This is a genomic window from Delftia sp. HK171 (genome assembly GCF_001886655.1).
Classification (GTDB): domain Bacteria; phylum Pseudomonadota; class Gammaproteobacteria; order Burkholderiales; family Burkholderiaceae_C; genus Comamonas; species Comamonas acidovorans.
Genome location: NZ_CP018101.1, coordinates 2,769,511 through 2,791,786, shown reverse-complemented (window position 1 = coordinate 2,791,786; position 22,276 = coordinate 2,769,511). Strand labels below are relative to the sequence as shown.

Sequence of the window (22,276 nt, the reverse complement as noted above, 5' to 3'; positions counted from 1 at the left end):
TTATAATCCGTTACCAGATTTAAGCAAAACGTCTACCCCCGATTGAAACAATTTCAAGATGGAAGGTTTATCCTCAGAGTTAACTGAATAAAGCTCAACAACCCTCATTTTTTTTATATCATGTATGTTCCTAATTGTGAATCTACTAAATTTATTAACTTTAAACTCAATCAGAGATTCAGGCAATACAATAGTTAAATTTTTATCCGAATCACCTTTTAAGTCTAAAGCAAGGTATTCAAGACTCTGAAGACCATCATACCTCAAATCTTCATCATATGTAAAATTACTCAAAACAGATAATTTAGAAAGCAAGGGAAATCTATCCCCGAAATTCAATGGGAAATTTAATAAATTCAACTCTTCAATATAAATAATTGAACGACTAAAATTTATGCTAGAAGATTTTTTCCCAACACCCTCAATTGTCAATCTTTTAATACCGGGACATTTATTTAAAAATACCAAATCAGAATCGAACATTAAATCTTCATAGAAGCCTGTCATCACGTTAATTTTCAAATCGGTAAGATTCTTCATTTCAACAATGTGACTGAGATTCATGGAGTTATTGACAGTAATATCTTTCAAATTTGGCAAACCTGCCAACACAGACAACACCTCCGGCTCAGCAAAACTATCAATCACCAATCTCTTAATAGATTTCAAAGCAGCAATTCGTTCTGCATCAGCCATCGTAAATTTCTTATAAATTCTTAGTCTATTTTTCCCGTCAGCGATCATGACAATCATGTCTTCAGCAACTCTTGTTAGCCCTCCCCCTTCATACCGTCCTTGGCCGCCGACCAACAAAATTCCCTCACGAAAGAATAGCTCTAATTTTTCTGAAATCTGTAAAATATTTATTCGACCACTGTCACGAATAATCAAAAACTGCAAGCAATAAAAGATCTCAAGATCATTCTCATCCAGATCGAACCCTAGCCTGATAAAAAATGGCATCTTTTTTATGACGCACTCAACATAAGTGTTGAACTCGAACATTGGCCACGCTTGAAGCAGCTCTTCTGCAACAGCAGATGAATTAATGTGAGCATAACTGCCAATCACTGAAAGCATTTCATTTCCAGCGACCATACCAGCACACCGAATGCATGAAGCTATAGCCTGCTCCCCTTTTTCGTTATGCCCCATTAATAGAGTAGGCTCAAGCGCCGCAGCAGGCCCGAGTAATCGAGCACTTGCAAAATCTTTAGGAGGAAAGAGGGCCTTGCTTTTCTCTTTAAGGCGCCCGAGAAGTTCAGGATCCAAACTAGCCGATGCTGTTTCAAGGCAACAGACAGTTGTAACATCAGCCTCCCGTACTTTCTTATTAAATCTTAATAATGGCTTCTTTAATAATTCACCAATAAGCTTGTCTCTTACCACCCCCTCCGCATGCCCAGCAGCAAATACGATTGTCTCACGCCAGCTTTCCTCTTGCGCACGCTCGACTAATACCCCAATATCACCTTGCTTCACAGCTGCGCTTGCCGCCATGTATTCCAAAAACGTCCGGTGGATGAAATCTATAACACCGTGTTGCGGCTGTCTTAGAACCCCACTTCTTTCAAGCAACTCCTGTAGTATCTCAGAAGGATTCTCATCAACAGCCGGCAATCTTTTTATTAAAATCTCAATCTGAATTACAACCTCATTTTGAGCAGCTTCACTATAACCGTTTCGAAGCATCCAGTAGGCAAGCCCCTCGAGCAACTCTTCTTTCGCCTTAGGCCCAATCTTAGCGAGATTCACCGCAGATATCTTCCGCTCAGCTTCTCGAGTGTGCAATAGCATTTCCAATGCTAACTTATAAAGCTCCATTCGCTTACTTGGTAATTCTTGCTGCCTATCCCAATTAAGAGCACAGATCATCGCGCACATTAGGGGGTTAGAAGCCAAGCTCGCAATAGCAGGTCGCTCCCTTATACTTTTTCTTAAAGAGAGATCGTATTGCTCTAATTTTTTCTGAACCTCTTCTCCTTGCAGGTCGCGCCCTACTGCGGTATGCCAATGAGAAATCAAGTTCTCACTATCATGTAGACTCATGGGCTCCAGCGTAAGAGACTCAAATTTCAATCTCCCTAATCTTTTAGCCAAAGTACTACTATTTTTCTCAGCATCCAATGCTGCCGGTCGAGAGCTTACTACGATCACGGCATCTTCAAATGAATGCGACAATTCATTAATCCAATCAAAAAAATCTTCCCGCTTGGCTGCTGGAATTTCATCAACTCCATCAATAATCAAAAGTGCTGATTTTCTCAGTATATGATGAACCCATCCAGCCGGCATTAAACCATGTGAACTAGGAGCAATCGATTCAATAAATTTTTCCGGATTAGGAAATACTCCGTCCGCATAATCTCTTAACTTTAGATAAATTGGCATATATTCATTCCAATGCTCTAAAGCCCCAACAAAATCCCTTTTCGCAGCCCGCACTGCCAACCATTGCATTAAAGTCGTCTTTCCTGATCCGGCTTCACCACGAATCAGTACACGCCTCATATTTGGCAGGTATTCGTCAATATTGCCACTACGTAGACCATCACCGGTACTCGATGTCAATGTTACATAGGCAATTGAAAGCTCATAATCTCGAGCCCCCGCACCAATCAAACGAAGCCCAAACAAATGTAGACGATCCAATTTGAAAACAACGGTCCGACGATAGCTAGTCTCAAAGCTGGCTTGCACTTTCGATACGTCGTTTTTTTGGCCGTCTCGCATCTTCATGACGCCATCAAGCACAGCACTAAGCTCAGCCTGCAAAACACTAGTGCGCTTTAATAATTCACGAGTGGCAGCGATCTGGAAATCTGGTAATTTTCCGGCAAGCGATACTATATATGCGCAAGACTCATCCAATACAAGGTCGGCAATACCTTTACCCTTTTCCCCCAAAAGATTAAAATAATTATCCGACTTCAATCTTGCGGATTGCTGCAATCGACTAGCATCAAGATCAGTCCTAGCCATTTCCTCGCTCAGGTCAAGCGAATCAAAAATCTCCTTAACACTTAATATTGCTGCTATTTTGTCGCCTTCCGGGATATCTCCAAACTCAACAGCAATAGTATCGCTCAATCTCTTTGCAATCTCGTCTTGTAAATTATCAAACAATTGTTCAGTTGATCTACGAGTTGCGAATTTTTCAATCTTCCCCTTCAACACATCATTCACACAGTCAGTAGCCTCTTCAATAAAAGGCACGTCCTTTAGCCATAACTTCGAAACCACCTTCATCAGAGATGGTCCAAAATTAATTGTCAAAACTTCTAGCATTCCCATAACTATTCCATTTCCAATTCTTCTAGGAGATAAATTTAAACAAACCGATACAAATAGAAACCATTCTATACCACAATCAAACATTCAACAAACACATCTAATCACTCAACTCATCATTGAGAAAACAGACTTCTATCCGTATCTACTTGCCTTCTCAGAAGTACAACTTCTTCATCTCGTCTTGCAAGATCCGCTCGGAGTCCCGCAACCACTGCTGCCCCGCTTGCAACGTGCTGCGCGAGGGCGCTGTATCGATCTGCAAGATCGCGGCCGGCAGCGGCGTTGGCCTGGGCTTGCGCGCGGGCTGTAGCTGCGCTGCGTTCGGCTGCGAGGCGCAGCCGCTCAACACGGTCGAGATCAGCGCGCACAACAGCGTCGCGCGCAGGGCGGGCCTGGGTGAATGCATCGGATGCCTCCTGGGTTTGTGTTGCGTGGATGGATTCGGCGGTAGCGAGCTTTCGCTCCAGGGTCAGGCCCGCGACGGCCTGGCCGGCCACTTGCTGGGCCTGGGCCGTGATCAGGCGCTGGTGAGCGAGCTGCTCGGCATGCAGGCGCCAAGTCTGCAGGGCCAGCAGCACGGCCAGCACCAGGGCGCCCGCCTGCCAGGCCTTGGACTTGATGGCTTCGAGCATGGCTACACCCCCAGCCACGGCAAGTACTTCATGCGCCGGGAATGCAACGGCACGGTGTTTCGCACATGCTCGCGGTTGATGTCGTAGGCGCTTTGACCGTAGCCCTGCCACTTCTCGCGGCTCTTGACGCTGTGCAGCTCGACGTGGCCGAACCACTGGTCGGCGTCGCAACCCCGCTGCAGCGTGCACAGTTGCCGGTCCTGCTGTAGGTGGCTCCAGCCGCCGTTGTAGGCCGCGTCGCAGAAGGCCACGCGCACCAGCGCATCGAGGTCCGGCGACAGCGCCTGCAGGCGAGCATCGCAGCCGCGCAGCTTGATGATGGCCGCGCGCACGCTCAGCTCGGGCCGCTCGTAGACCGACTGCCAATCCAGATCCTCGAGGGCAGAAGGGGCCATGCGCCGCACTTCGTCGAGCGAGTCGAAGCGCAGCGCGCCGGTCTTGGTCCAGGCCCGCGTGAGCTGGGCCAGGCCACCGCCCTCTTCCCGCGAGGTCTTGAGACGTGCGGTCGAGGACCAGCACATGGAGTGCGTGAGCGATCGGCAGGACTCCTGCTCGAACAGCGCACCCAGGTAGCTGCGGCGGGGGATCTTGGGCCAATGGGCGTTGATCTCATCGACGATCATCGGCGCCATGCCCTCGGCCCGGGCCAGGCCAGCGGGCTGGCGCGCCGGCACCTCCCCCGCCTGGGCAAACTGAGTCATCGATGCCCAGACGATGGCCACGACCATGGCGCCACGCAGTACGCACAGCGCAAGGAAGGCCAGGCCGGCACCGATGGGATGCTCGAGGGCCTTGATCCAAGCATCGCGGCCGTGGGCATAGTCGGCCATGGCCTTGGAAGCACTGAGCGCCACGGCCACCGCCACGGCGGTCCACGACAGCCACAGCAGACGCACCACGGGCTCGCGCCAGCCGTTGGGGCCGAGGGAGTTGATGACGATCACAGCCAGGGGCAGGGCCAGCACGGCCCACCACCGCCAACGCTTGAGGGGATTCACAGGGGACTCCATTTCTTCGAGACACAAAAAAGCCCGCCGGTGTTGCCACGCGGCGGGCGCTGAAAAGTGGCGCGGATCTAGACGTCGATCCGGGTGTAGACGAGGTCCGGGGCTGGCCCGGTAACTGCGCCATCGCGCACGAATACGGGCGTGCCAGCCTCGATCGCCAGAGGGTTGTTGACGATGGATGTGCCACCACCGGGAAACTCCACGCGGGCCGTGGCACCGATGCGTGCCACCAGGGTGGCATAGAGGGCTGGTGGCTCGGTTTGCAGCCGCTGCAGGCGGCGGAAGAGATTGATGATCATGCGATGGACCTTTCGACGTCGAGGGCCTGACGGATGGACGGCGCATCGACCGAGAGCGTGATGCCGCGCACCAGGCCCCGCCAGGTCTCATCAGGCTCCTGCACTTCGATCAGGTAGCCGGGCAGGATCAGCCCAGGCCGGGTGCCGCCTGTGAGCAGAGGCACCGTGATGGGCTGCTGGTGCGTGATCGCCGACACGGCAAGCACGGATTGCCCGCGCATCCGGGCCGCAACGACTTCGGTGATCAGCGAATCTGTGATCTGCGGGGCGAGTCGGTCGCCTGCAGAGCCTGCACGCGTGACATGGCCCAACGGGCGACCCGGCGCCGTGCCAGCGATGTAGACGGCATTGAAGTGGGCCGCCTGGGCCGGCTGCAGGCTGTCGGCGGTGATGATCTGCCCAGGCATGACAACGTCTGCAGGCGCGCCGGCCCAGGCCCATGGAAGATGGGGGAAACGGGGTGCGATCTGCAGCCGGGGCTCCGACCTGTGGCTGCGCACCACGGCGCCGGCAGCCTCTGCGATCCGCTGAGCCACCGACAACGGCGTACCGCTGTGGCTCCACACATTCTCGGGCACCAGCCAGTCGTCGATCTGCCAGTCCAGGCCGATGCCCGTGAGGTCGAGCGCATCGAGCACCAGCTGCTGCGCGGTTCGCGGCACGGCGCTGGTCCAGTCCGTATCCGCAAACGCAGGCGCGGAAAGCACCGAGGTGATGCTGCGGCCGGTGAGCTGCACAGCGTGCTCGCCAAACTTGCGCGTGCGCGATGGCGGGTCGATCAGAAACACCCACTGGATGCCATCGATGGTGACGCGGATCTGCTGCGGAACGCCCTGCCGGGGCGCCAGTTGGTCCAGCAGCGAAAGCTTGCCCGAGGCCGTCATCGTCCAGCCGTACTCGTCGTCGTTGGTGGTGATGCTGATGGTTTGCAGCGGCACGCGCTCCAAGCTGGGCAGCAGCACCGCATCAATGGTGTGGACAGTCATGTAGACCCTCAATAGCGGAATGACATAGCGCGGCGGCTCGGGGTTGACGCCGCCCTTGCAGCAGAAAAAGACCAGCTCGGTGCTGCCCGTCCAGGCCTGCGAAAAAACCAGCTCGACCGCGCCCCCAGGCGGCGGCACATAGCACGGCGATGGCTTGGGCGGATCGACCGGCCGCCCAGGCGTGATGCCCGGCGGCGGCACCATGGCGTCCTGATACCGCGCGCCACCCATGACCACGGCCAGCTGCAGGGCGTCGCCCATGCTGCTGGTGTGCCAAGCGCCACGCTGCAGGCAATCGCCGAAGGCCTGCACGGTGGCGCGGCGCACGCGGATGGCTTCCTGGAATCGCTGCAGCACAGTGGCCTGGGCGGCCAGGGCGTTGTCCATGCCCTGGCGCGTGGTCAGGTGCACGCGGATGGCTTCCTGCCAGGCCTGGGCGGTGATGCCGGCCACGGCCAGGGCGTTGCCCATGCCCTGGCGCGCGTCCAGGCGCAGGCGCAGCGAGTCCTGCCAGCGGTGTACCGTGGCCGTGCCGGCAGCCATGGCCTGCCCGCCACCAATGCGCGTGGTGCTGCTGGCCACGGCCGACTGCTGGAAGACAGACACCAGGGCGCCGCGCGCAGCTGCGGCCTCTTGGAAGTCCGACAGTGAGCCGCCCACGGCCGGCCGGTCGGTGCGCGTCTGGTAGACCGCGCCGAGCGCGACCTGCGCGCCCGGCAACCGTATGGCTGTGGCAGCTGTCTTGCGCCGCAGGGCACTGATGCCCACGCGGGAGCCTGGCAGGCGGATGGCCGCCCGCGCGACCGCGTCCTGCCCCGAGCCCGAATCGTCCTCATTGCCGAACACCAGCTCGTTGGGCGAACCACCGGCTGGCGGGCGGCGGAAGATCAGCTCGATGATCGCCATGGGCTACTCGATGTAGCTGGTCGGGGCCAGCGTGAGATAGCCGCCGGCATACAGCTGCGTGCTGTCGGGGATCTGGATCTGACCGTCGCCGCCCTCGGCTGACACATCCACATCCATGACCAGCGCGCCCGCCGCCGACACGATGCGGCCCCAGGTCGCAATGCCGGACTCGAGGATCATGGCGCCTGCTGCATCGCGGGCCAGCAGCCGCAGCCGGCCGGCCACGATCTCTCCGCAGGGCCTGGCCAGCGGCAGCTCTACCAGCATGGGCAGGCCCGAGGCCTCGCCGAAGGCCGGCCGCTCGGCATCCGCGAAGAACCGCACGCAGGCCGTGCCCGAGCCCACGTCCAGCAGCAGGTCGCGCAGGCCCCGCAGGCGGGCCTCGTTCGCGGCCATGGTGATTTCAACGCCGCGCAGTGTCATGGCATGGCCTCCGGCGTGACGCGGTCGGCCACCACGGCGCGGAAGTCACCCTCATGGTCGTAGCTCAGGACCGTGTATGCGGTGGTGCTGTCGATGCGCTGGAAGTCGTACTCTCCCTGGGCGTTGCTCCACGCCTCGCGGATCAGCAGGCCGTCGCGGTCGCGGTACAGCCGCACACGGCGCGAGACGGGCACCTTGGGACTGTTCTTGTCTTCCTGCTCGACGGTGCGGCCACGCACGCGCCCCAGGCCGTTGCCGCCCAGCACGTAGTCCAGTTGACTCGCCCCGGGCCGCTGGACCATATAAGCGCCCCGATAGATTTCTCGCCCGCCCACGCCCACGACTGCCGTGGGCTGGAGCAAGCTGGTTGGATATGACAGCTCAGCCATAGCCCTTAGCGCCAAGGCCCCGTGATGTCGATGAAGCCGTAGCCGGTTGGAGCACCAGTAGAGCCAGAATACGGAAGTGCCAGCAGGCGGCGGGCGCTTGCCGCCTCGATCAGGGTCGAGTCACGCTCGAAATACTGGGCGACCTGCGACTGCGGCACATAGCGGTATCCGGGGACAACCGCTCGCGGGGTGTTATTGGTGCTGGGGGCATTGTTCAAGTACAGCTGCGTAAGCTTCAGCTCACCGTCCACTTCGCTCGGAAAAACCCCCAGCCCGGAGTCGGCCCCAGAACCTGCGCTCGCGGCTCCCGCGTAGCTCCTGAGATCGGGGGCCACGCTGCCGCCCAAACCTGTCACAGCCCTTGGCAAAAAATACCAACCGCCGGAAGCAATATCGATACTGCCGTTGTAGGGCGCCCCGGTCACATTTGATTGGGACGTGCCGCCACTGAGAAGACAGGCGTATGCATCCCCCGTCCGGCGCAGCGCCAACAGATCGCCAAAGGCTCTCGTCCCGCCTGCCGTGCTGGTCGCAGTGGATGATGAAGCCGGCGCCGTGTTATCAACAAAGAACCGGCTGTCTCCCGCAATCAGCCAGCGCGCAGGGTTGGCATTGGCCGAGGCACTCTTGGCCCACCAGCAGCCATCGGCACGCTGAGCGAGGCTGGGAAAAGGGCCGGTCCCGGTATCGATGGCCGACATGCTTTCATAGCCGCGCAACAGTGCTGCGGTCGTGGTGCGGTCATCGACATAGAGGTACATGCCCAAGCTCTGCGGATCGGTGGAGCGATACACGGCCTGGTTGGTCCCAGAAAACGGTTTGGCCCAGCCCAGCGCCGCGAACTTGAAGGTGATGCCCGTGCCGTTGTCCACGCTGTCGGGCGCGGCCGTGCGGAACTTGAACACGCCGCTGGCCGACTCGGTCACGCGCTGCTCTCCGTTGAGCAGGGCCTGCGCGGCGCCGGCGATCAGCAGCACGCTGTCGGGCGTGGGCGGCTGCGATGCGCCCACGGAAAACTCCACCGTGGCCACGCCAGCCGCCACCGTGATGCGCGTGGCCGCGCGCAGACCGAAGCCAGTGACCAGGCAGGCATCAAGCACGGCGATCTTGCTGCCGACCTGGCCGTTTTGCACGGGCGCGCCGTACATGGTTGAGAGAAAGTGCTTGACGCTGGTATCAACGAGGGATGCCATGGGTGATCTCCAAAAAATCAGGGACGGTCGACGCTGCCGCGCACCAGGTGCTCGAACTGGTAGTCGTCGGCCACAGCCTCGCTGGGCTGCACGGTGCGGATGAGGGCATGCGGGGCAATACCGCCCTCGGTGTTGATGCGCAGCACGTTGCCCGCGCTCCAGCCCTGGCCCCAGCCGAGGGCGCGGATGGTGATGTAGGGCACGCCGCTGATCGGGTTAATGGGCGCGAAATCCACGTTGGTGGAGCCCGTGCCCAGGTTGCCAACGTGCTCGCCGATGAACTCGAAGGTCGTTGCGCTCAAGAAGCGGCACATCCAGCGCTCGGGCAGCGCGCCGGCATTGGTGACGACCAGGGGTGCGATGGTGTCGTTGTAGCTGGCCAGGGCCTCGGGACCATCGACCGTGTCCTGCCATTTGTTGGTCCAGGTGGTCTGGTCAAACATCAGGCTGACACGGGCGCGCAGCGTGCCGGCCATCAGCGCGCTGGAAACCACGCTGCCCACGGGAAACTCATGGCTCAGTTGCTTGGTGATGGCCAACATGCCGTTGATCTGCACATCGCTGACGCGGGCCATCTCTTCGATACGGTGCTGGAAGGTCACGGGCTGGGACCAGCCCGTGATGTCGCTGACGGTGATCTTGCCGGCCTCCAGATCCACGCTCCAGCCCTGCTGGATGCGCTGGCCATCGGCGCCGAGGACATAGGCACGGGAGAGCCGCACGCGGCCGCAGTTGATGACCTGGCCGTTGGTCACGGTGACCGGGCCGACCGTCCCGGTGTGGCCGATCACGATGTAGCTGCCCACGCGGAAGATAGGCACGCGGCCATCGGGGGGCAGCCGCACGGGGTCCAGGCCGATAACGTCCGCGTCCAGCGGCAGGTAGAAATAGCTGACGCTGTTGTAGCGCAGCGTGGTCGGGTCCACCGGCCAGGGGCGCCAGATGCGGTTCGGCTGCACGGCGCCGATGTCATCGGCCGAATACCACCATTCGGCCTTCTGGGCAGCGGTCAGCGAGGTGTCCAGCACATAGTCACCGAACTGCAGCTCGACCACACCGCTCTGGTAGTCGATCTTGCCGCGCAGGTGCGTTCCCGAGATCACGCCGTCGATGCCGGCCGAGGCCGTGATCTGCTCGCCCGTGGCATCGGACAGGTTCATGACAAAGCCGCTGGGCTTGATGGGCGCGGCGGCCGTGCGCATGAAGATGCTGGCCGTGGTCCAGTTCTGGCGCACGGTCCACAGGCTCTCGACCACCAGGTCCGTGGCCGGGCCGTCGACGAGATAGTCGAAGATGCGGGCCACGCCGCTGGAGTAGTCCAGCGCGCCGGCCACGATGCCCAGCGCCGTGGGCGTGCGGTCGCGCACCAGCACGCCGTCGTAATCCTCGTAGACATGGCCCATCCACCGAAACCGCACGCTGCCCGGCACGATGTAGTCGGTGGTGTAGGGGCACAGGTCCAGCACCACGGGCTCGGGCGTGAAATTCATGACATGGTGCTGGGCACTGGCGAAGTCCTCGGCGTAGGTCACGGTCACCGTGCTGCCGGCCAGCAGCTCTTCGCTGACGGAGGTGTCGCTGCGGTCACCCCCTTTGGCCGTGTTGGAAAACGAGCCCGGATCGCTGCCGGCGCCGCTCATGGACGTGGTCTCGAAGCTCTTGGCGTTCTCGTAGTCGCTGTTGTAGCCCTCGGTCTTGCTGTTGAGCTGCAGGAAGCGGATGTTCAGGAATTTGCCGGGATAGTTGATAGTTCCGTCCGGGCCGAACGAGCCCTGGCCGTCATCTGTCAGCAGGTGGCGCACGGTGTCCTGGGTCTTGCTGGTCTGGTAGCTGGTGCGGCTGTGGCTCGATGAGGTGGTGGCCGTTGTCTGGGTGGTCTGTGTGACGATGCCTGCGGATACGCCTGCCATGGTTGTGCTCTCCCTTGTTGATGTCAGGCGCCCCAGCGCCGGTATTCGACGCCGCCGATGGACTTGACGCCCGCCGCGTACTCGGCATCCGTCCAGACCACGCCCGCTGCATCGGGTGGCACGTAGTGATTGCCGGTGGGCGAGCTGGTGGCGCCGACCTCGATGTAGACGGTCCCGCCGCTGGCGCGCGTGCCGCCCTGGGCCATGTACTTGCCCGTGGTCGAGCCATCGGACAGCGGCACGCGCGAGGTGACGACGGGGGCAGGCGCCGGCGGCACCTGGGGCAGGTAACTGAATTTGCCGTTGCCGCCGTCCTTGGCAGCCGAGGTGCCGCTCGAGCTGGCCCCGGAGCTGGCCGAGACATTGCGCACGCTGACCCAGGCGACCGCCACGGTGCCGGGCGCCGGCACCGTGTCCAGGCTGATGGCCCCAAAGCCGCCCGCATCAGGAGTGACCACCACGTTCTTGCTGACGATGACCGCGTAGTCGTACTCGATGGCGAACTGCCCGCCCGCGTCGATCATGAATTGCGGGCGCAGCAGCAGCGCGGCCGAGGCGTAGTTGATCTCGCCCGTGGCCGCGCCCTGCAGCGCGCCATGGCCGTTGTCCGTGGCCGTGCGCAGCACGCCGCCCGAAGTCCATTTGATGACCAGCGTGCCGGGTTTGATGCCCTGGTGAGGCAGGCGCATGGCGTGCTCGGGCAGCCGCCAGCCCGTGGCGCTGGAACGGTTGACGAAGGCCGAGGCCTCGCCCCATTGGAAGATGATGGAGCTGCTCACGTCGGGCAGCGCAGGCAGCGTCACGGACACCGAGCCGTTCGCGTAGTTGACCGTGCCCACGGCCGAGCCCGTCAGCTCGCCCTGGCCGTTGTCAGATGCGGTGTACCAGACGCCCATGACCTGGAAGGAGATGACCAGGGTGTTTGGCGCCGGGAACGGCTTGAGGATGGCCACCCAGCTGAAACTGCGGTTTTCCTGGCCCACCTTGATGCGCCGCGTGTGCGGCGCGTTGGGCACGCGGATCTCGCGCGGCGAGGTAGCGAGCACCAGCTGCCGCACGCCAGCCGGGCGCTGGTCCAGGGCCGCAGTCTCGGTGCGGGAGTTGGGCACGAGTTGGGTGTAGATGCTGGCAACACGCAGCATGCTCTCACCCAGCTGCACAGCTGCCGTCAGGGGCTGGGCGCCATAAAAGCTGGCCGCGTCCGCGACGGTGGTGTCCCGGATGCGGGTCTTGCTGGGGTCCATCGACCAGCCACGGTTGGGAGGCGAGCCGGGGAAGGCGCTGCGCAGCCGGGGGGTGATCTCGCACGTGGTGACGCTGGCCGTGTAGTCCGTGTAGCCGCCGCTGCTGGAATACGAAAACTGCAGGGTCTCGGTCTCGGCGCGCAGCACGCGCACGTACTGCAGCAACTGGCTGGCCAGGCCCTCGTTGTAGACGAGGATCAGCGTGCGGCCGATGGTCGGCGCTGGCGTGCCCGGCCGATGAAAAATCTTGATGGAGGCCTGTCCCTGGACGTGGTTCTCCAGCAGGTAGCCACCCCACTCCGTGCCCGGGATGAGGTAGGCCGCGATGGCTGCGGCGATTTCCGAACGGCGTGCGAAGACGCCGCAGGGCGCGATGGTGATGGACACATTGGGGTCGTTGGGCACGGCCGAGACGATGATGTTGGTGTCCATCAGCGGCTCGGTGGTGGGCGTTTGCACGGCCGCGTGCACCTGGCGGATGGACACGTCGCCGCCAGCACGGTCGACCTCGGTGATGTCCTCGAAGACGCCATTGCTCTTGCCCCAGGGGATGACATTGCCAGTGGGGCCGCCGCCACCGTTGGCGTCATCGGTCATCACTTTGGATTCGAGCAGGCGGATGTCGCCGTCTTTGATGGTCATAGGGTTTCGCTCGCTTCGATAAAGCGCAGCACAAGGCTGCAGTAGTAGTCTTCGTCTTCGGGATCGCTGTATTCGATGACCGACTGCATCGCCATGGCGCGGGTCTGCTCGGCATCACCGTGGTCGAAGACGACCTCGAATTCATCGGCCAGGATGCGCAGCCTCATGCGCAGCCCGGGAATGGCGGACCAGGCCTTGAGCGTGCGCAGCGTGGCGCGCGAGATCCAGGCGCTGTTGCCATCGCCCTGCAGCGTGATCGGCTGCCCCCCGTTGCGGGCCATGGCATCGATGATCAGCGTGCCGAAGATGCCGCGCTCGGTCTTCTGGGCGACCTTCGACCAGGTCAGCTCATCCACCCAGATCAGGTCACGCGGCAGCTCCAGCACCTGGGCGCCGTTGGACAAATAAATGCTCATGAGGTCAGGCTCCCAACTGGATCTTTTGCTGCTCGATCACGCGCAGCACCTCGCGGGCCAGCGCCTCGATGGACTGTTGGCCAGTCAGGTTTGTGGGAACGGGGTAGGCCATGCTGTTGCCGATGTAGATGTTCACGATGCGGTCGATGCGCCCACCACCACCTTCGCCACCTTCGCCACCACCGCCGCCTCCTTGCCCACCGCCGCCAGTACCGCCGCCACCAACCTCGCCTTCGGCCTTCTTCTTGGCGGTCTCCATGGCTTCGCGGATCTTCAGCGCGTCAAGTTCCCGGTCGAACTCGAACATGGTGAGATCGCGCATGTAGTTGCCCAACTGCCCGGCCGTTGTACGGAACGGGTTGTCACGCTCGTACTGCTCCAGCCATGCCTGTTTCCAGGCCTCGGCCTCCTCCCGGCTGTTGAACGTGGGCACAAGATCCTGGGCAGCGGTCGTGCCCCTGTTCATGTACTTGGAGTCGTCGACCTCGCGGTTGCGGTTGTCCTGACGCTGCTGGAAGGCTGCGCTCAGCATCTGCCCCTGCTTGACCAGTTGCTGGACCTTGTCGGAGACCTTGTCTGCCTCGATGCCCATGCTGCGCAGCACCTCGGCCGCCGTGCGGCCCAGCTTCTTGAAGGAGTCGCCCGCGTCATCCGTGGAGCGGCGCAAGTCCCCCATGGCCTTGAGCGTGGCCCGTCCTGTCTCGTCCACCTCGATCTTGAAGCCGCGCACCGCAGCCATGGACTTGACCCATTCGGGCGCAATGCCCTTGTTGGCGGCGATCGCGTCTTCGGCCGCCTTCTTGAAGCCTTCGCTCAATTCCCGGGCACTGGCCTTGCCGGAGGCCACCATGAATTCATAGGCAGATCGCGAGCTGCTCGCCACTTGCTTGAGCGCCTCATCTGAGGTGATGCCCAGCGCCTTCATGGCCTCGCGCAGGCTGTTGATGCCTGGCTTGGCCTTGTCCAGGGCATCGGACAATTCCAGCGCCTTGGTCTTCGCCTGGTCGAGGAGTCCGTCCGCCACCTTGTCGCCCAAGACCTTGCGCAGCTGCTCGACGCGCACGCGCACCTCGTCGAGGGCCTTCTGGCTGTCGGCGGTGTTGATAGCCTTGACCAGGCTGGCCTCGAGCACGCGGCCGGTGTCAATGCCCTGCTGCTTGAGACGATCGAGGCCCCGAATCACGACATCAAGATCATTCAGCGCGCTGCGCGACGCCTTGCCAATGCCGCCCTCCAGGGCGGTGAACTCCAGCCCCGTGCGCTGCACGGCGGCGCGCAGGACGTTGTCCATCATCTCGGCCACGCGCTCACCCTCGCGCGTGGCCGCCGCCAGGGCGCCCTGCAGGCGTTGGCGCAGGGCATTGACCACTTCCTCGGAGGCACCGGCCTGAATGGCCTCCTCGATCTGCTTGCCCAGCTTCCTGGCATCGCTCCCCGCACTGGCGAAGGCCTGGCGCGCCAGGATCTCGAACTTCATGAGATCCTGGCCCTCGAGTGCCTTGGCCCAGGCGCCCTGGAACTCGCTCGCACTGAGCTTGCCGTCCGCGACCAGCTTGTCGAGCACGGCCGAGGCATTGCGGATGCCCGGAGCCGACCCCAGATCGAAATCCTTGCCGATCTTGGAGATGGCCTCGGCCGCCGTATCGCCCTCCTTGCGCAGCTTGTCGAACTGGCCAATCAGGCCCGTCGACTCCTTGTTCAGATCGAAGCTGCGGTTGCGCACCTCCTCCAGGGCCACGGCTTGGCGGCGCAGGGCCTCGGCATGCTGCCTGGCAGCCTCCTCGGCCAGGCGGGTCTGCGCTTCGTTTTCCTTGAGCGCATCGCTGTGCCCCATGACCTTGGCAGCCGTTTCGCCCATCCACGTGCCGAGCTTCTTCAGCTCAGGCAAGAAAGCGACGACGGAAACAGCCAATCCCACAGGGCCGCCCAGAAACCCCGTGACAGCCCCTATGCCCCGTCCAAGCAGCCCGACCTTGCCAGTGGCGGCCGTTGCGGCGGCCCCCAGGGCGCCCTTCGCGGCCGCCGCCGTGGTCAATGCGGCAGTGCTGCGGGCGGCCTGGCGCTGCAGCTCGGCCTGCGACACGCTGACACCCTTGAGGGCATCGCCGAACCCTGCCCAGGACTTGGCATTCGCAGCCTGTGCCGCCGTACTGGCAGCCGAGGCCGTGGCGTTTGCCGCCTGGGCCGCCGCACTGGCGTTCACCGCAATGGCATTGGCGCGGTGCGCAGCCGTGTTCGCGGTTGTAGCCACGCTGTTGGCCTCGACCGCCTGCGTGGCCGCCAGCGTCTTGGCCGCCCAGCCCGCGAACCATTCGGAGATCTTGGCAATCTGCATGGCGCCCCAGACCTTGCCGGCCGCCGTCAGCGTGTTGACCAGGATGTCAAGATTGCCGGCCAGGGCGTCGATGACCTTGGCCGCGTTCGCGCTGCTGATCAGGCCCTTGTCGGCCGCGCCCACGTACAGTGTCCACTGCGTGGAGAGGTTCTGCAAAGCACGTCCCACGGTGGGAGGCAGCTTGCCATACTCGCGCGCCACTACATCTGCCTGGCCTTCCAAGGCCTTCATCACAGTTTCCGCCGTCAGGGCGCCCTGCCCTGCCATCTCCCGCAGCTCGGCCGTGGTGACGCCCAGCCCCTTGGACAATGCTTCGGCCAGGCGGGGAGCCTGCTCCATGACCGAGTTGAATTCTTCGCCCCGCAGCACACCTGACTGCAAGCCTTGAATCAGCTGTGTGAGTGCCGCCTTGGCGGACTCAGCGGCGCCGCCCGACAGCTGTGTGGTCTGGTTGATGGTGGTAGTCAAGCGCAGCGCGCGCTCTTGCGCCGCAGCTGCGGCCATGCCGCCTTCCTGTGACGCCTTGGTCAGACGCGCGAACAGGTTGCCGGTTTCTTCCAGCGAGCTATTGGTCGCAAGGGCCACGCGCTGCACGCCCCCGAAGGACTTCTCGAACAAGGGGCCTTCGCCGGTGGCGAGCTTTACACGGGCCTCGAGGTTCTTGAATTCGTCGGCCGTCGCAGCAACGTCTTTTATCAGCCCCCCGAAGTAGCCGCCCCCGATAGCAACCGTGGCGATCTGCTGGATGCGCTGCAGCTGCGTGCTGATCGAGGACATTCCCTCGCGCAGCGTGCGCTGGTTCGCGGCCTGCACCTGGGTAGACTGGGAGGATGCCGCGGCGGCCTGCTGGTAGGCTGGCGCCATGGCCGTGACCGCTTCGCGGACCTGTTGCACGGCGCCCTGCAGATTACGCTCCTGCGCTGCCAGGTTCGTGGTGCTCAGGCCCACGGCCTGCATCTGGTCCCGCACCGATGCCAAGGCGCCGTTCTTGACGCGCAGTTCGCTCGACAACCTCGCAGCGCTGCCAATGGCCAGGTCGTATTCCTTGCGCAGGGCAGCTTCTGCGTTCTGCGCTGCTGTGGCGGCCTGGGCTGCCTCACGCTGGCCGGTCTGCTGGGCCTTCAGCTCGTTCGTCGCAGCCTTGATGCCCTCTTTCAGTCCGTTGACGGTAGCACGGTAATCGTCGGTGCGCCGGGCCGTACTGGTGGTTTCGTCACGCACAGCCTTCAGCGCATCGCGCTTGCGCTGCAGATCTGCCTGGGCCTGCTGGGTTGCCGCTGCCGCAGTCTTTTCGGCTGCAGCCAGAGTCTGGGCCTTGCCTGCGGCATCCTGCACTTCGTTGCCCAGGCGGTCCACCGTGGTCACAGTCTTCTCGAAGGCCAGCGACAGGGCCTGCGTTTCGGTGCGCAGCCGGCCAAATTCGCTTAGCGCCCGTTGCTTGGCTCCCAACGCCTCCAGGGCCTGGGCCGCGTCCTGCGCGCTTTTTTGCAGGTCGCCCTCGAGCACATCCCCGACATCTCGCAGCGTCTTCGCCAGTTGCTCGGCATCGGCCTCTCCCTTGACGGCGGCTTCGATGTCATATTTGATCTTTGGGTCTGCCATGTTGGCGCTCAGAGGTCAGGTGATGAGAGGATTGATCTGGTGCATCGCACTGGTGTGCGCGGGATTGCCGCTAGCCCTGCTGGGCCTGTGGCTGGATTCCGAGCGCCTGATGGCGATCGGCGCCGGGGCCATCGCCACCGTGGTGGTGGGATGGCCGGTGCTGCTGCTGATGGGCGCGGTACAGACGTCTGCACCGCGCCGCTGATCAGTCGCCTGCGGTCGGGAGACGGACCTCGTAGCCCTCGGTCTTTCCGGGCGGCGTGACGATCTTCCCGGTCAGCGTGATGGCTGAGTAGTCCGAGCCCAGGAAGTCGAAACCGCTGTTGGCGCCCAGCACGCATTCGTGGACGTCCGCTTCGACAGGCGACCCGTCGACCATGTTCTTTCCATCGAAGCGCGCCTGGCAACGCACCTGGGTGACACGCCCGCCCAGGATCTTCTTGCCGTCGACAGCCTGGTACGTCGCGGTCAGCTTCACCACATCGTTCTTGCCCGGCGCGCCGTCGACCGCAAGAACACGGATCTCCCCGCGCAGCCAATTGACCTCGTAGTGGGTGCCAAGGACAAATGGATCGCCTGCGCCATCGGGGGCGAGAGAGAACCCCTGCTCCACCAGGTTGCGCTTGCCCACCGACAACCAGACGCCCACGGCGCTGATCGTCATTTCTTGAGCGGTGATCGTGCCGGCGCCCTGGGTGAGCTTCGCGACCAGGCCCTGGAACTGCATCGCCATTGCGGTCGTGCTGGCGGCCGACAGCTCGATAGTGATCTCGGTGGGCTTGGGCAACACCACCGAGGCCCGGGCCTGGCCATAGTCGAGGTGCGACCGGGATTCAGAGACCTTCTCCTCGAAATTGGGCTTGATCTCGAACTTGTCGGCATCCAGCGACGGCCCGAACCCGTCATAGGCCAAAGTGGCCGTGTTCCACGGGTTCAGCGAGACAAGGCCGCCAGCCAGGATGGCGCGTGCTGTAGTAGACATGGTGATTTCCTTCCAAAAAAACAAAACCCGCGCGAGGCGGGCAATCTGCTGAGTCGATCCGGCGCCTATGTCGGATCGCGGTAGGCGAGCGTGAACAGGCCCAGCACCAGGGCGCCGCCCACGTCGATGTTTTCGAGCTGGTAGCGCACCTCGCCCTCGGCCATGCCGCCGCCCTCGATCTCGATGCCCATCCGCGTGAGCAGCGGCATGCACTCGAGCACGGCCCGCTTGGCGACGCGGTAGTCGCCATGGGCCTGCTCGCGTGCGGCTTCCACCCGGCTGATGACACCGAGGGAGAATCCGTAGGAGCGTCGGGAACGCTGGCCGGGCTGGTCGCCCCTGGGCTTGTCCGCCTGGTCCTCCACGAACAGCACCCGCCCGCCCGCCTTCAGGTCGGCAGCGGCCAAGGGGTTGTCGCGCAGCACAGCACCCTGCAGACCTGGTGCGGCCTGCAGCGCCTGGTAGACGGTGCGTCCGATCACGAAAGGCGCGCCATAGCGCAGCACGTCAGGATGGGGCTGGCTCATGGCTGCACGCTGCCCAGCAGCGCCTCCATCTCAGATCCATCGTTGACGCGCTTCGGCTCGGCCAGTACGCGGAAACGGTCACCGATCCGCACGCCGATAGTGGGCTCATCGGCCAGCATGATCAGCACATCGCGCTCATGCAGGCCGTGGATGGAAGGCAGCCGCAGCGTGCGCTCTGCAGCGAAGACCCGGCCATCCAAGGCCTCGTCGTCCATGACGCCGAGAATCCCTGCGGCCGAGCCCACGACTGCACCCTGGCGCTCGATGGAGAACGTCAGGGCGAAGTCGTCGCCGTAGAACACCTCGCGCAGGTCGCGGTCGAGGTCCAGCATGGTCAGGCCTTTCCGCCCTTGGCCTGCTCGGCTGCTGCCTTTTCAGCGGCCAGGCGCTCGGCTTCGGCCTTCTCGGCTGCCGCCTTCTCAGCAGCCAGGCGCTCGGCTTCGGCCCTCTCGGCTGCTGCCTTCTCAGCGGCCAGACGCTCGGCTTCGGCCTGCTCGGCCGCTACCTTCTCGGCAGCCAGGCGCTCGGCTTCGGCCCTCTCGGTTGCCGCCTTCTCAGCGGCCAGACGCTCGGCTTCAGCCTTCTCGGCTGCAGCACGGGCCGCGTCGATCGCCGGGTCTTCCAGCACGCCCAGCGCGACCAGGGCCGCGCCCTCGTCGGCCTTGAGCGTGATGGTGCTGTCCACGTTGTGGCGCTTCCCGTCATGCTTGACGGGTGACAGTACGGTGTATTTCGGCATGGCCGTTACGCTGCTGCCGCGCCCTGGAACAGGAAACCCGCCGTGGCGCCGACCAGCTCGGGGCTGTAGGCGTCGCAGACAGGGTAGTACCAGGTCTGCTCGTTCTTGCCGAAGTACGGCTCTTCGACCTGGGGGCGGTCCTTGAGCTGGTAGGTGTAGCCGTAGTTGGGAGATCCGCGCTGTTGCATGGAGGCCGGCGTGGTGTAAGCCAGGATGGCGTCCAGGCCCCACATGTCCTTGAAGCCACCGTCCTCGTAGTAGGTGGCTTCGCCTTCGACGATGCGATCGATCTCCAGCAGGCGCTGCAGCTGCTCGATGGTCGCCGGCACACGGTCCACCGTCACGCTGATGCGGTCCAGGATCTTGGGGTGGTTGCGCAGCGCCGACAACACCCGGGGGCCGAGGGTCATGACATTGGGCTTCTTGCCGATCTTCTTGCGGATCACTTCTTTGGCCTCGTTGAGATCCTCGGCCGGGTTGCTGTTGGGGTCGGTCCACTTGCTGGAGCCGGACAAGGCCGTCTTGTTCTCCGTGGGGTAGTTGGCAGGGTTGCGCGCCAGATCGGCTGCGAGCTTCTCGCGCTCATTCGCCATCACGTCCTGCACCGTGTTGACCGCCATGGCGCCCATGTCGATGCCGGGCACGGCCTGGGCTTCCTCTTCATTCTCGATGGGCACCTGGCCTTCCAGGCGGTGGTCCACCAGCGAGTACTTGCCCTTGGCATAGCCCAGCTGGATGCGCTTGGTGTTCGCACCAGGCGCACGTGCCGTGTTCACCAGGCGAAAGCTTTCAGGGCCGAAAACCAGGATGGTGCCGGCTCGCTGGCCGACCTGCACGACGGGAAACAGGATGCTGGCGATCTTGGCATTCGGCGAGCCGTAGCCCCGCGCCACCTCGGTGAGGATGGGATCGACGACGCGGAGATCGGAAAGGTTGGGTTGCGGCATGAGTTTCTCCAGAGAATGATTCAGGGATGGGATGGATCAGGCGGCAGCGCTGACCAGGCCGGCGGACGGAACCAGCAGCACCTCGATGCGCTCGCCTGCTGCGGCAGCTACGCCGAGCGCCCGGGCCACGGGGCTCTTGCTGCCCACGGTCAAGGGCACGACACGGCCCTGCGCGTCGACCATGAGGGCTGCGTCCAGAGAGATGGCAGCGCCCGCCTCGACGATGGAGGTGCCCTGCACATCGACGGGCAGCAGATCGCCCGCCTGGGCTGCGCTGGTGCGCGTAACGCCGAAGGCAACGCCGCCGGCGACGGGATAGCCGCCGGACTGCGTGACGAAGCGTTCGGCCGAGACGGCGGCGCTCGCCACCACGGTGAGGGTGAGAGTGGAAATGTTCCCGGAGGGCATGTTGTGCTCCTGGTGAGGGGGTTGACGATTCGGGCGCTCAGCTGGCGTAGCCCAGTTCCTTGAGCGCGGCGACGAAGCTGATGCCCTTCTCCTTCGCCAGGGTCTTGGCCTCTTCGATCTGCTGCACCCTGGTCTTTTCGCCCTTGTCGGCCGGGGCGGCGCTACCCTTGGCGGCCGGCGGCGCATCCTGCTTGTGAGCCTCAATGGCAGCAGCACGCAGCGCCTTCTCTGCACCCAGCACCGCCAGGCTGGCGTCGGCGGCCGAGGTCTTGCCATCGAAGGCCAGGCCCTGCAGCAGCTCCTCGTGGCCGGGCAGGCCCTCGCCCACGGCGAGGACCGCCTTGATGCGGTCGCGCTCCTGGGTGGCGCCCAGAACGATGAACTCGGCCTTGATGGCCGCGAAAATGGGGGCGTGGTCCTGCTCGAAAGACGCACGCGTGATGGGATCGGACATTGATGTTTCCTTTGGATCACGGGTTGAGGTTTTGTCTTTGGGCGCAGCACCGGCGCTTGCTGACGGGGCCACCGGCTTCTTGATCACGGCCTTGCGGCGCGACGCGAACTCAGTGGGATCTGCGGCCATGCGGTCCAGCAATGCGTCGAGGGTGGAGACACCGTCCACCAACCCCGCATCGATGGCCTGCTGGCCACGGAACACGCGGCCATCGGCCATGTGCTCCAGAACTTGCTCGGCGCTGACGCCCCGGTAACGCGCAACGTCGTCCACGAAAAGCGTGTAGACGTAGTCCACGTCCGCCTGGACAACGGCCCGAGCCTCATCGGACAGGGGCTCGTTCGGCTTGGACAAGCGCTTGTATTTGCCCGCCGTGATGCTTTCCTGCTGCACGCGAGACGAGGGATCGAACTCGCGGTCCACCACCACGCCGATGCTGCCCACGCTGACGACAGAGCCGCTGACAAAGATGGCGTTGGCGCCGCTGCCGGCCCACATGCCCGCGCTCAGCAGCATCTCGCTGGCGTGCACGACCAGCGGCTTGATGGCACCGGCATCGTGTATGGCCTGGGCGAACTCCGGCACGCCGATCACGTTGCCGCCAGGCGTGTCCATCGCCACGACGATGCTGCGCACCCGCGCGTCTGCCAGGGCGCTTTCAATCTGCAGCGTGGCCTGCCGGGTGCTGATGCCGCCCGACACCCGCATGAACAGGTTGGCCTTGGGGGCCATCACGCCGGACAGCTTCAACAGCGCCACGCCGCCGGGCAAGACCTCGTACTCCTGCTGTTCGTGCGCCAGCGGCCGGCCCAGCCGGGCCTCGATGGCGTCAAGGTCCAGCTTCTCGCCGCGCAGGTGCATGGCGTAGATACCCTGGATCTCCCGCAGCATGCCCGGCTCGATGGCCCAGGCGCCAAGAATCATGTCGTGCAGCGTCATGG

At 62.6% G+C, this 22,276-nt stretch carries 20 protein-coding genes; 1 reads left to right on the top strand and 19 read right to left on the bottom strand.

Features of this window, described 5'->3' with window-relative positions:
• The 12 genes from BO996_RS28770 to BO996_RS12635 form a co-directional block, all read right to left on the bottom strand.
• Nucleotides 1–3,294: an NACHT domain-containing protein gene (locus BO996_RS28770; protein WP_198041287.1), complete on the bottom strand. Its 3,294-nt coding sequence runs from the start codon at nt 3,292–3,294 to the stop codon at nt 1–3.
• Between the two features lie 113 nt (nt 3,295–3,407).
• Nucleotides 3,408–3,926 (bottom strand): hypothetical protein, encoded by a 519-nt coding sequence (locus tag BO996_RS12685; protein WP_071954933.1) that lies wholly within the window; start codon nt 3,924–3,926, stop codon nt 3,408–3,410.
• 2 nt (nt 3,927–3,928) lie between these two features.
• Nucleotides 3,929–4,924, bottom strand: a complete 996-nt coding sequence (locus BO996_RS12680) for a hypothetical protein (RefSeq protein WP_071954932.1) — start codon at nt 4,922–4,924, stop codon at nt 3,929–3,931.
• Nucleotides 4,925–5,001: 77 nt separating this feature from the next.
• On the bottom strand, nt 5,002–5,232 hold the full coding sequence (locus BO996_RS12675) for a hypothetical protein (protein ID WP_071954931.1): 231 nt from the start codon (nt 5,230–5,232) through the stop codon (nt 5,002–5,004).
• Nucleotides 5,229–7,124 carry a hypothetical protein gene (locus tag BO996_RS12670; protein WP_071954930.1) on the bottom strand — a complete coding sequence of 632 codons (1,896 nt, stop codon included), beginning with the start codon at nt 7,122–7,124 and terminating at the stop codon, nt 5,229–5,231. Before BO996_RS12670 ends, BO996_RS12675 begins: the two co-directional genes overlap by 4 nt.
• Before the next feature lie 3 nt (nt 7,125–7,127).
• Nucleotides 7,128–7,547 (bottom strand): hypothetical protein, encoded by a 420-nt coding sequence (locus BO996_RS12665; protein ID WP_071954929.1) that lies wholly within the window; start codon nt 7,545–7,547, stop codon nt 7,128–7,130.
• A complete protein-coding gene (locus BO996_RS12660; RefSeq protein WP_232240527.1) occupies nt 7,544–7,909 on the bottom strand; it encodes a hypothetical protein in 366 nt (121 codons plus the stop codon). The genes BO996_RS12665 and BO996_RS12660 overlap by 4 nt, the downstream gene beginning before the upstream one ends.
• A 32-nt stretch (nt 7,910–7,941) precedes the next feature.
• Complete coding sequence (locus BO996_RS12655) at nt 7,942–9,129, bottom strand: hypothetical protein (protein ID WP_071954927.1); 1,188 nt, start codon at nt 9,127–9,129, stop codon at nt 7,942–7,944.
• A 17-nt stretch (nt 9,130–9,146) separates the two neighbouring features.
• Nucleotides 9,147–11,039, bottom strand: a complete 1,893-nt coding sequence (locus tag BO996_RS12650) for a hypothetical protein (RefSeq protein WP_071954926.1) — start codon at nt 11,037–11,039, stop codon at nt 9,147–9,149.
• A 23-nt stretch (nt 11,040–11,062) separates the two neighbouring features.
• The gene (locus tag BO996_RS12645; RefSeq protein ID WP_071954925.1) at nt 11,063–12,925 is read right to left on the bottom strand and encodes a hypothetical protein; all 1,863 of its coding nucleotides are present in this window, start codon (nt 12,923–12,925) and stop codon (nt 11,063–11,065) included.
• Nucleotides 12,922–13,341, bottom strand: coding sequence for a hypothetical protein (locus BO996_RS12640; protein ID WP_071954924.1), 420 nt, complete (start codon nt 13,339–13,341; stop codon nt 12,922–12,924). The genes BO996_RS12645 and BO996_RS12640 overlap by 4 nt, the downstream gene beginning before the upstream one ends.
• A gap of 4 nt (nt 13,342–13,345) precedes the next feature.
• Nucleotides 13,346–17,278 carry a tape measure protein gene (locus tag BO996_RS12635; protein WP_071954923.1) on the bottom strand — a complete coding sequence of 1,311 codons (3,933 nt, stop codon included), beginning with the start codon at nt 17,276–17,278 and terminating at the stop codon, nt 13,346–13,348.
• A 22-nt stretch (nt 17,279–17,300) separates the two neighbouring features.
• Here BO996_RS12635 and BO996_RS29050 point away from each other — a divergent pair, with 22 nt between their 5' ends.
• Entirely contained in the window at nt 17,301–17,483 is a 183-nt protein-coding gene (locus tag BO996_RS29050) for a hypothetical protein (protein ID WP_128422740.1), read from the top strand.
• Here the strand turns inward: BO996_RS29050 and BO996_RS12630 are convergent, their stop codons facing one another.
• The 7 genes from BO996_RS12630 to BO996_RS12600 form a co-directional block, all read right to left on the bottom strand.
• Nucleotides 17,484–18,260 (bottom strand): hypothetical protein, encoded by a 777-nt coding sequence (locus BO996_RS12630; protein WP_071954922.1) that lies wholly within the window; start codon nt 18,258–18,260, stop codon nt 17,484–17,486.
• A gap of 65 nt (nt 18,261–18,325) precedes the next feature.
• Nucleotides 18,326–18,787, bottom strand: a complete 462-nt coding sequence (locus tag BO996_RS12625) for a hypothetical protein (RefSeq protein ID WP_071954921.1) — start codon at nt 18,785–18,787, stop codon at nt 18,326–18,328.
• Nucleotides 18,784–19,119: a hypothetical protein gene (locus tag BO996_RS12620; RefSeq protein WP_071954920.1), complete on the bottom strand. Its 336-nt coding sequence runs from the start codon at nt 19,117–19,119 to the stop codon at nt 18,784–18,786. The genes BO996_RS12625 and BO996_RS12620 overlap by 4 nt, the downstream gene beginning before the upstream one ends.
• A gap of 2 nt (nt 19,120–19,121) precedes the next feature.
• Entirely contained in the window at nt 19,122–19,526 is a 405-nt protein-coding gene (locus BO996_RS29440) for a DUF7210 family protein (protein ID WP_198041286.1), read from the bottom strand.
• A gap of 5 nt (nt 19,527–19,531) precedes the next feature.
• On the bottom strand, nt 19,532–20,473 hold the full coding sequence (locus BO996_RS12610; protein WP_071954919.1) for a major capsid protein: 942 nt from the start codon (nt 20,471–20,473) through the stop codon (nt 19,532–19,534).
• 36 nt (nt 20,474–20,509) lie between these two features.
• Nucleotides 20,510–20,881: a capsid cement protein gene (locus BO996_RS12605; RefSeq protein WP_071954918.1), complete on the bottom strand. Its 372-nt coding sequence runs from the start codon at nt 20,879–20,881 to the stop codon at nt 20,510–20,512.
• A gap of 37 nt (nt 20,882–20,918) precedes the next feature.
• Nucleotides 20,919–22,274, bottom strand: coding sequence for a S49 family peptidase (locus tag BO996_RS12600; RefSeq protein WP_071954917.1), 1,356 nt, complete (start codon nt 22,272–22,274; stop codon nt 20,919–20,921).
• Nucleotides 22,275–22,276 lie beyond the last annotated feature (2 nt).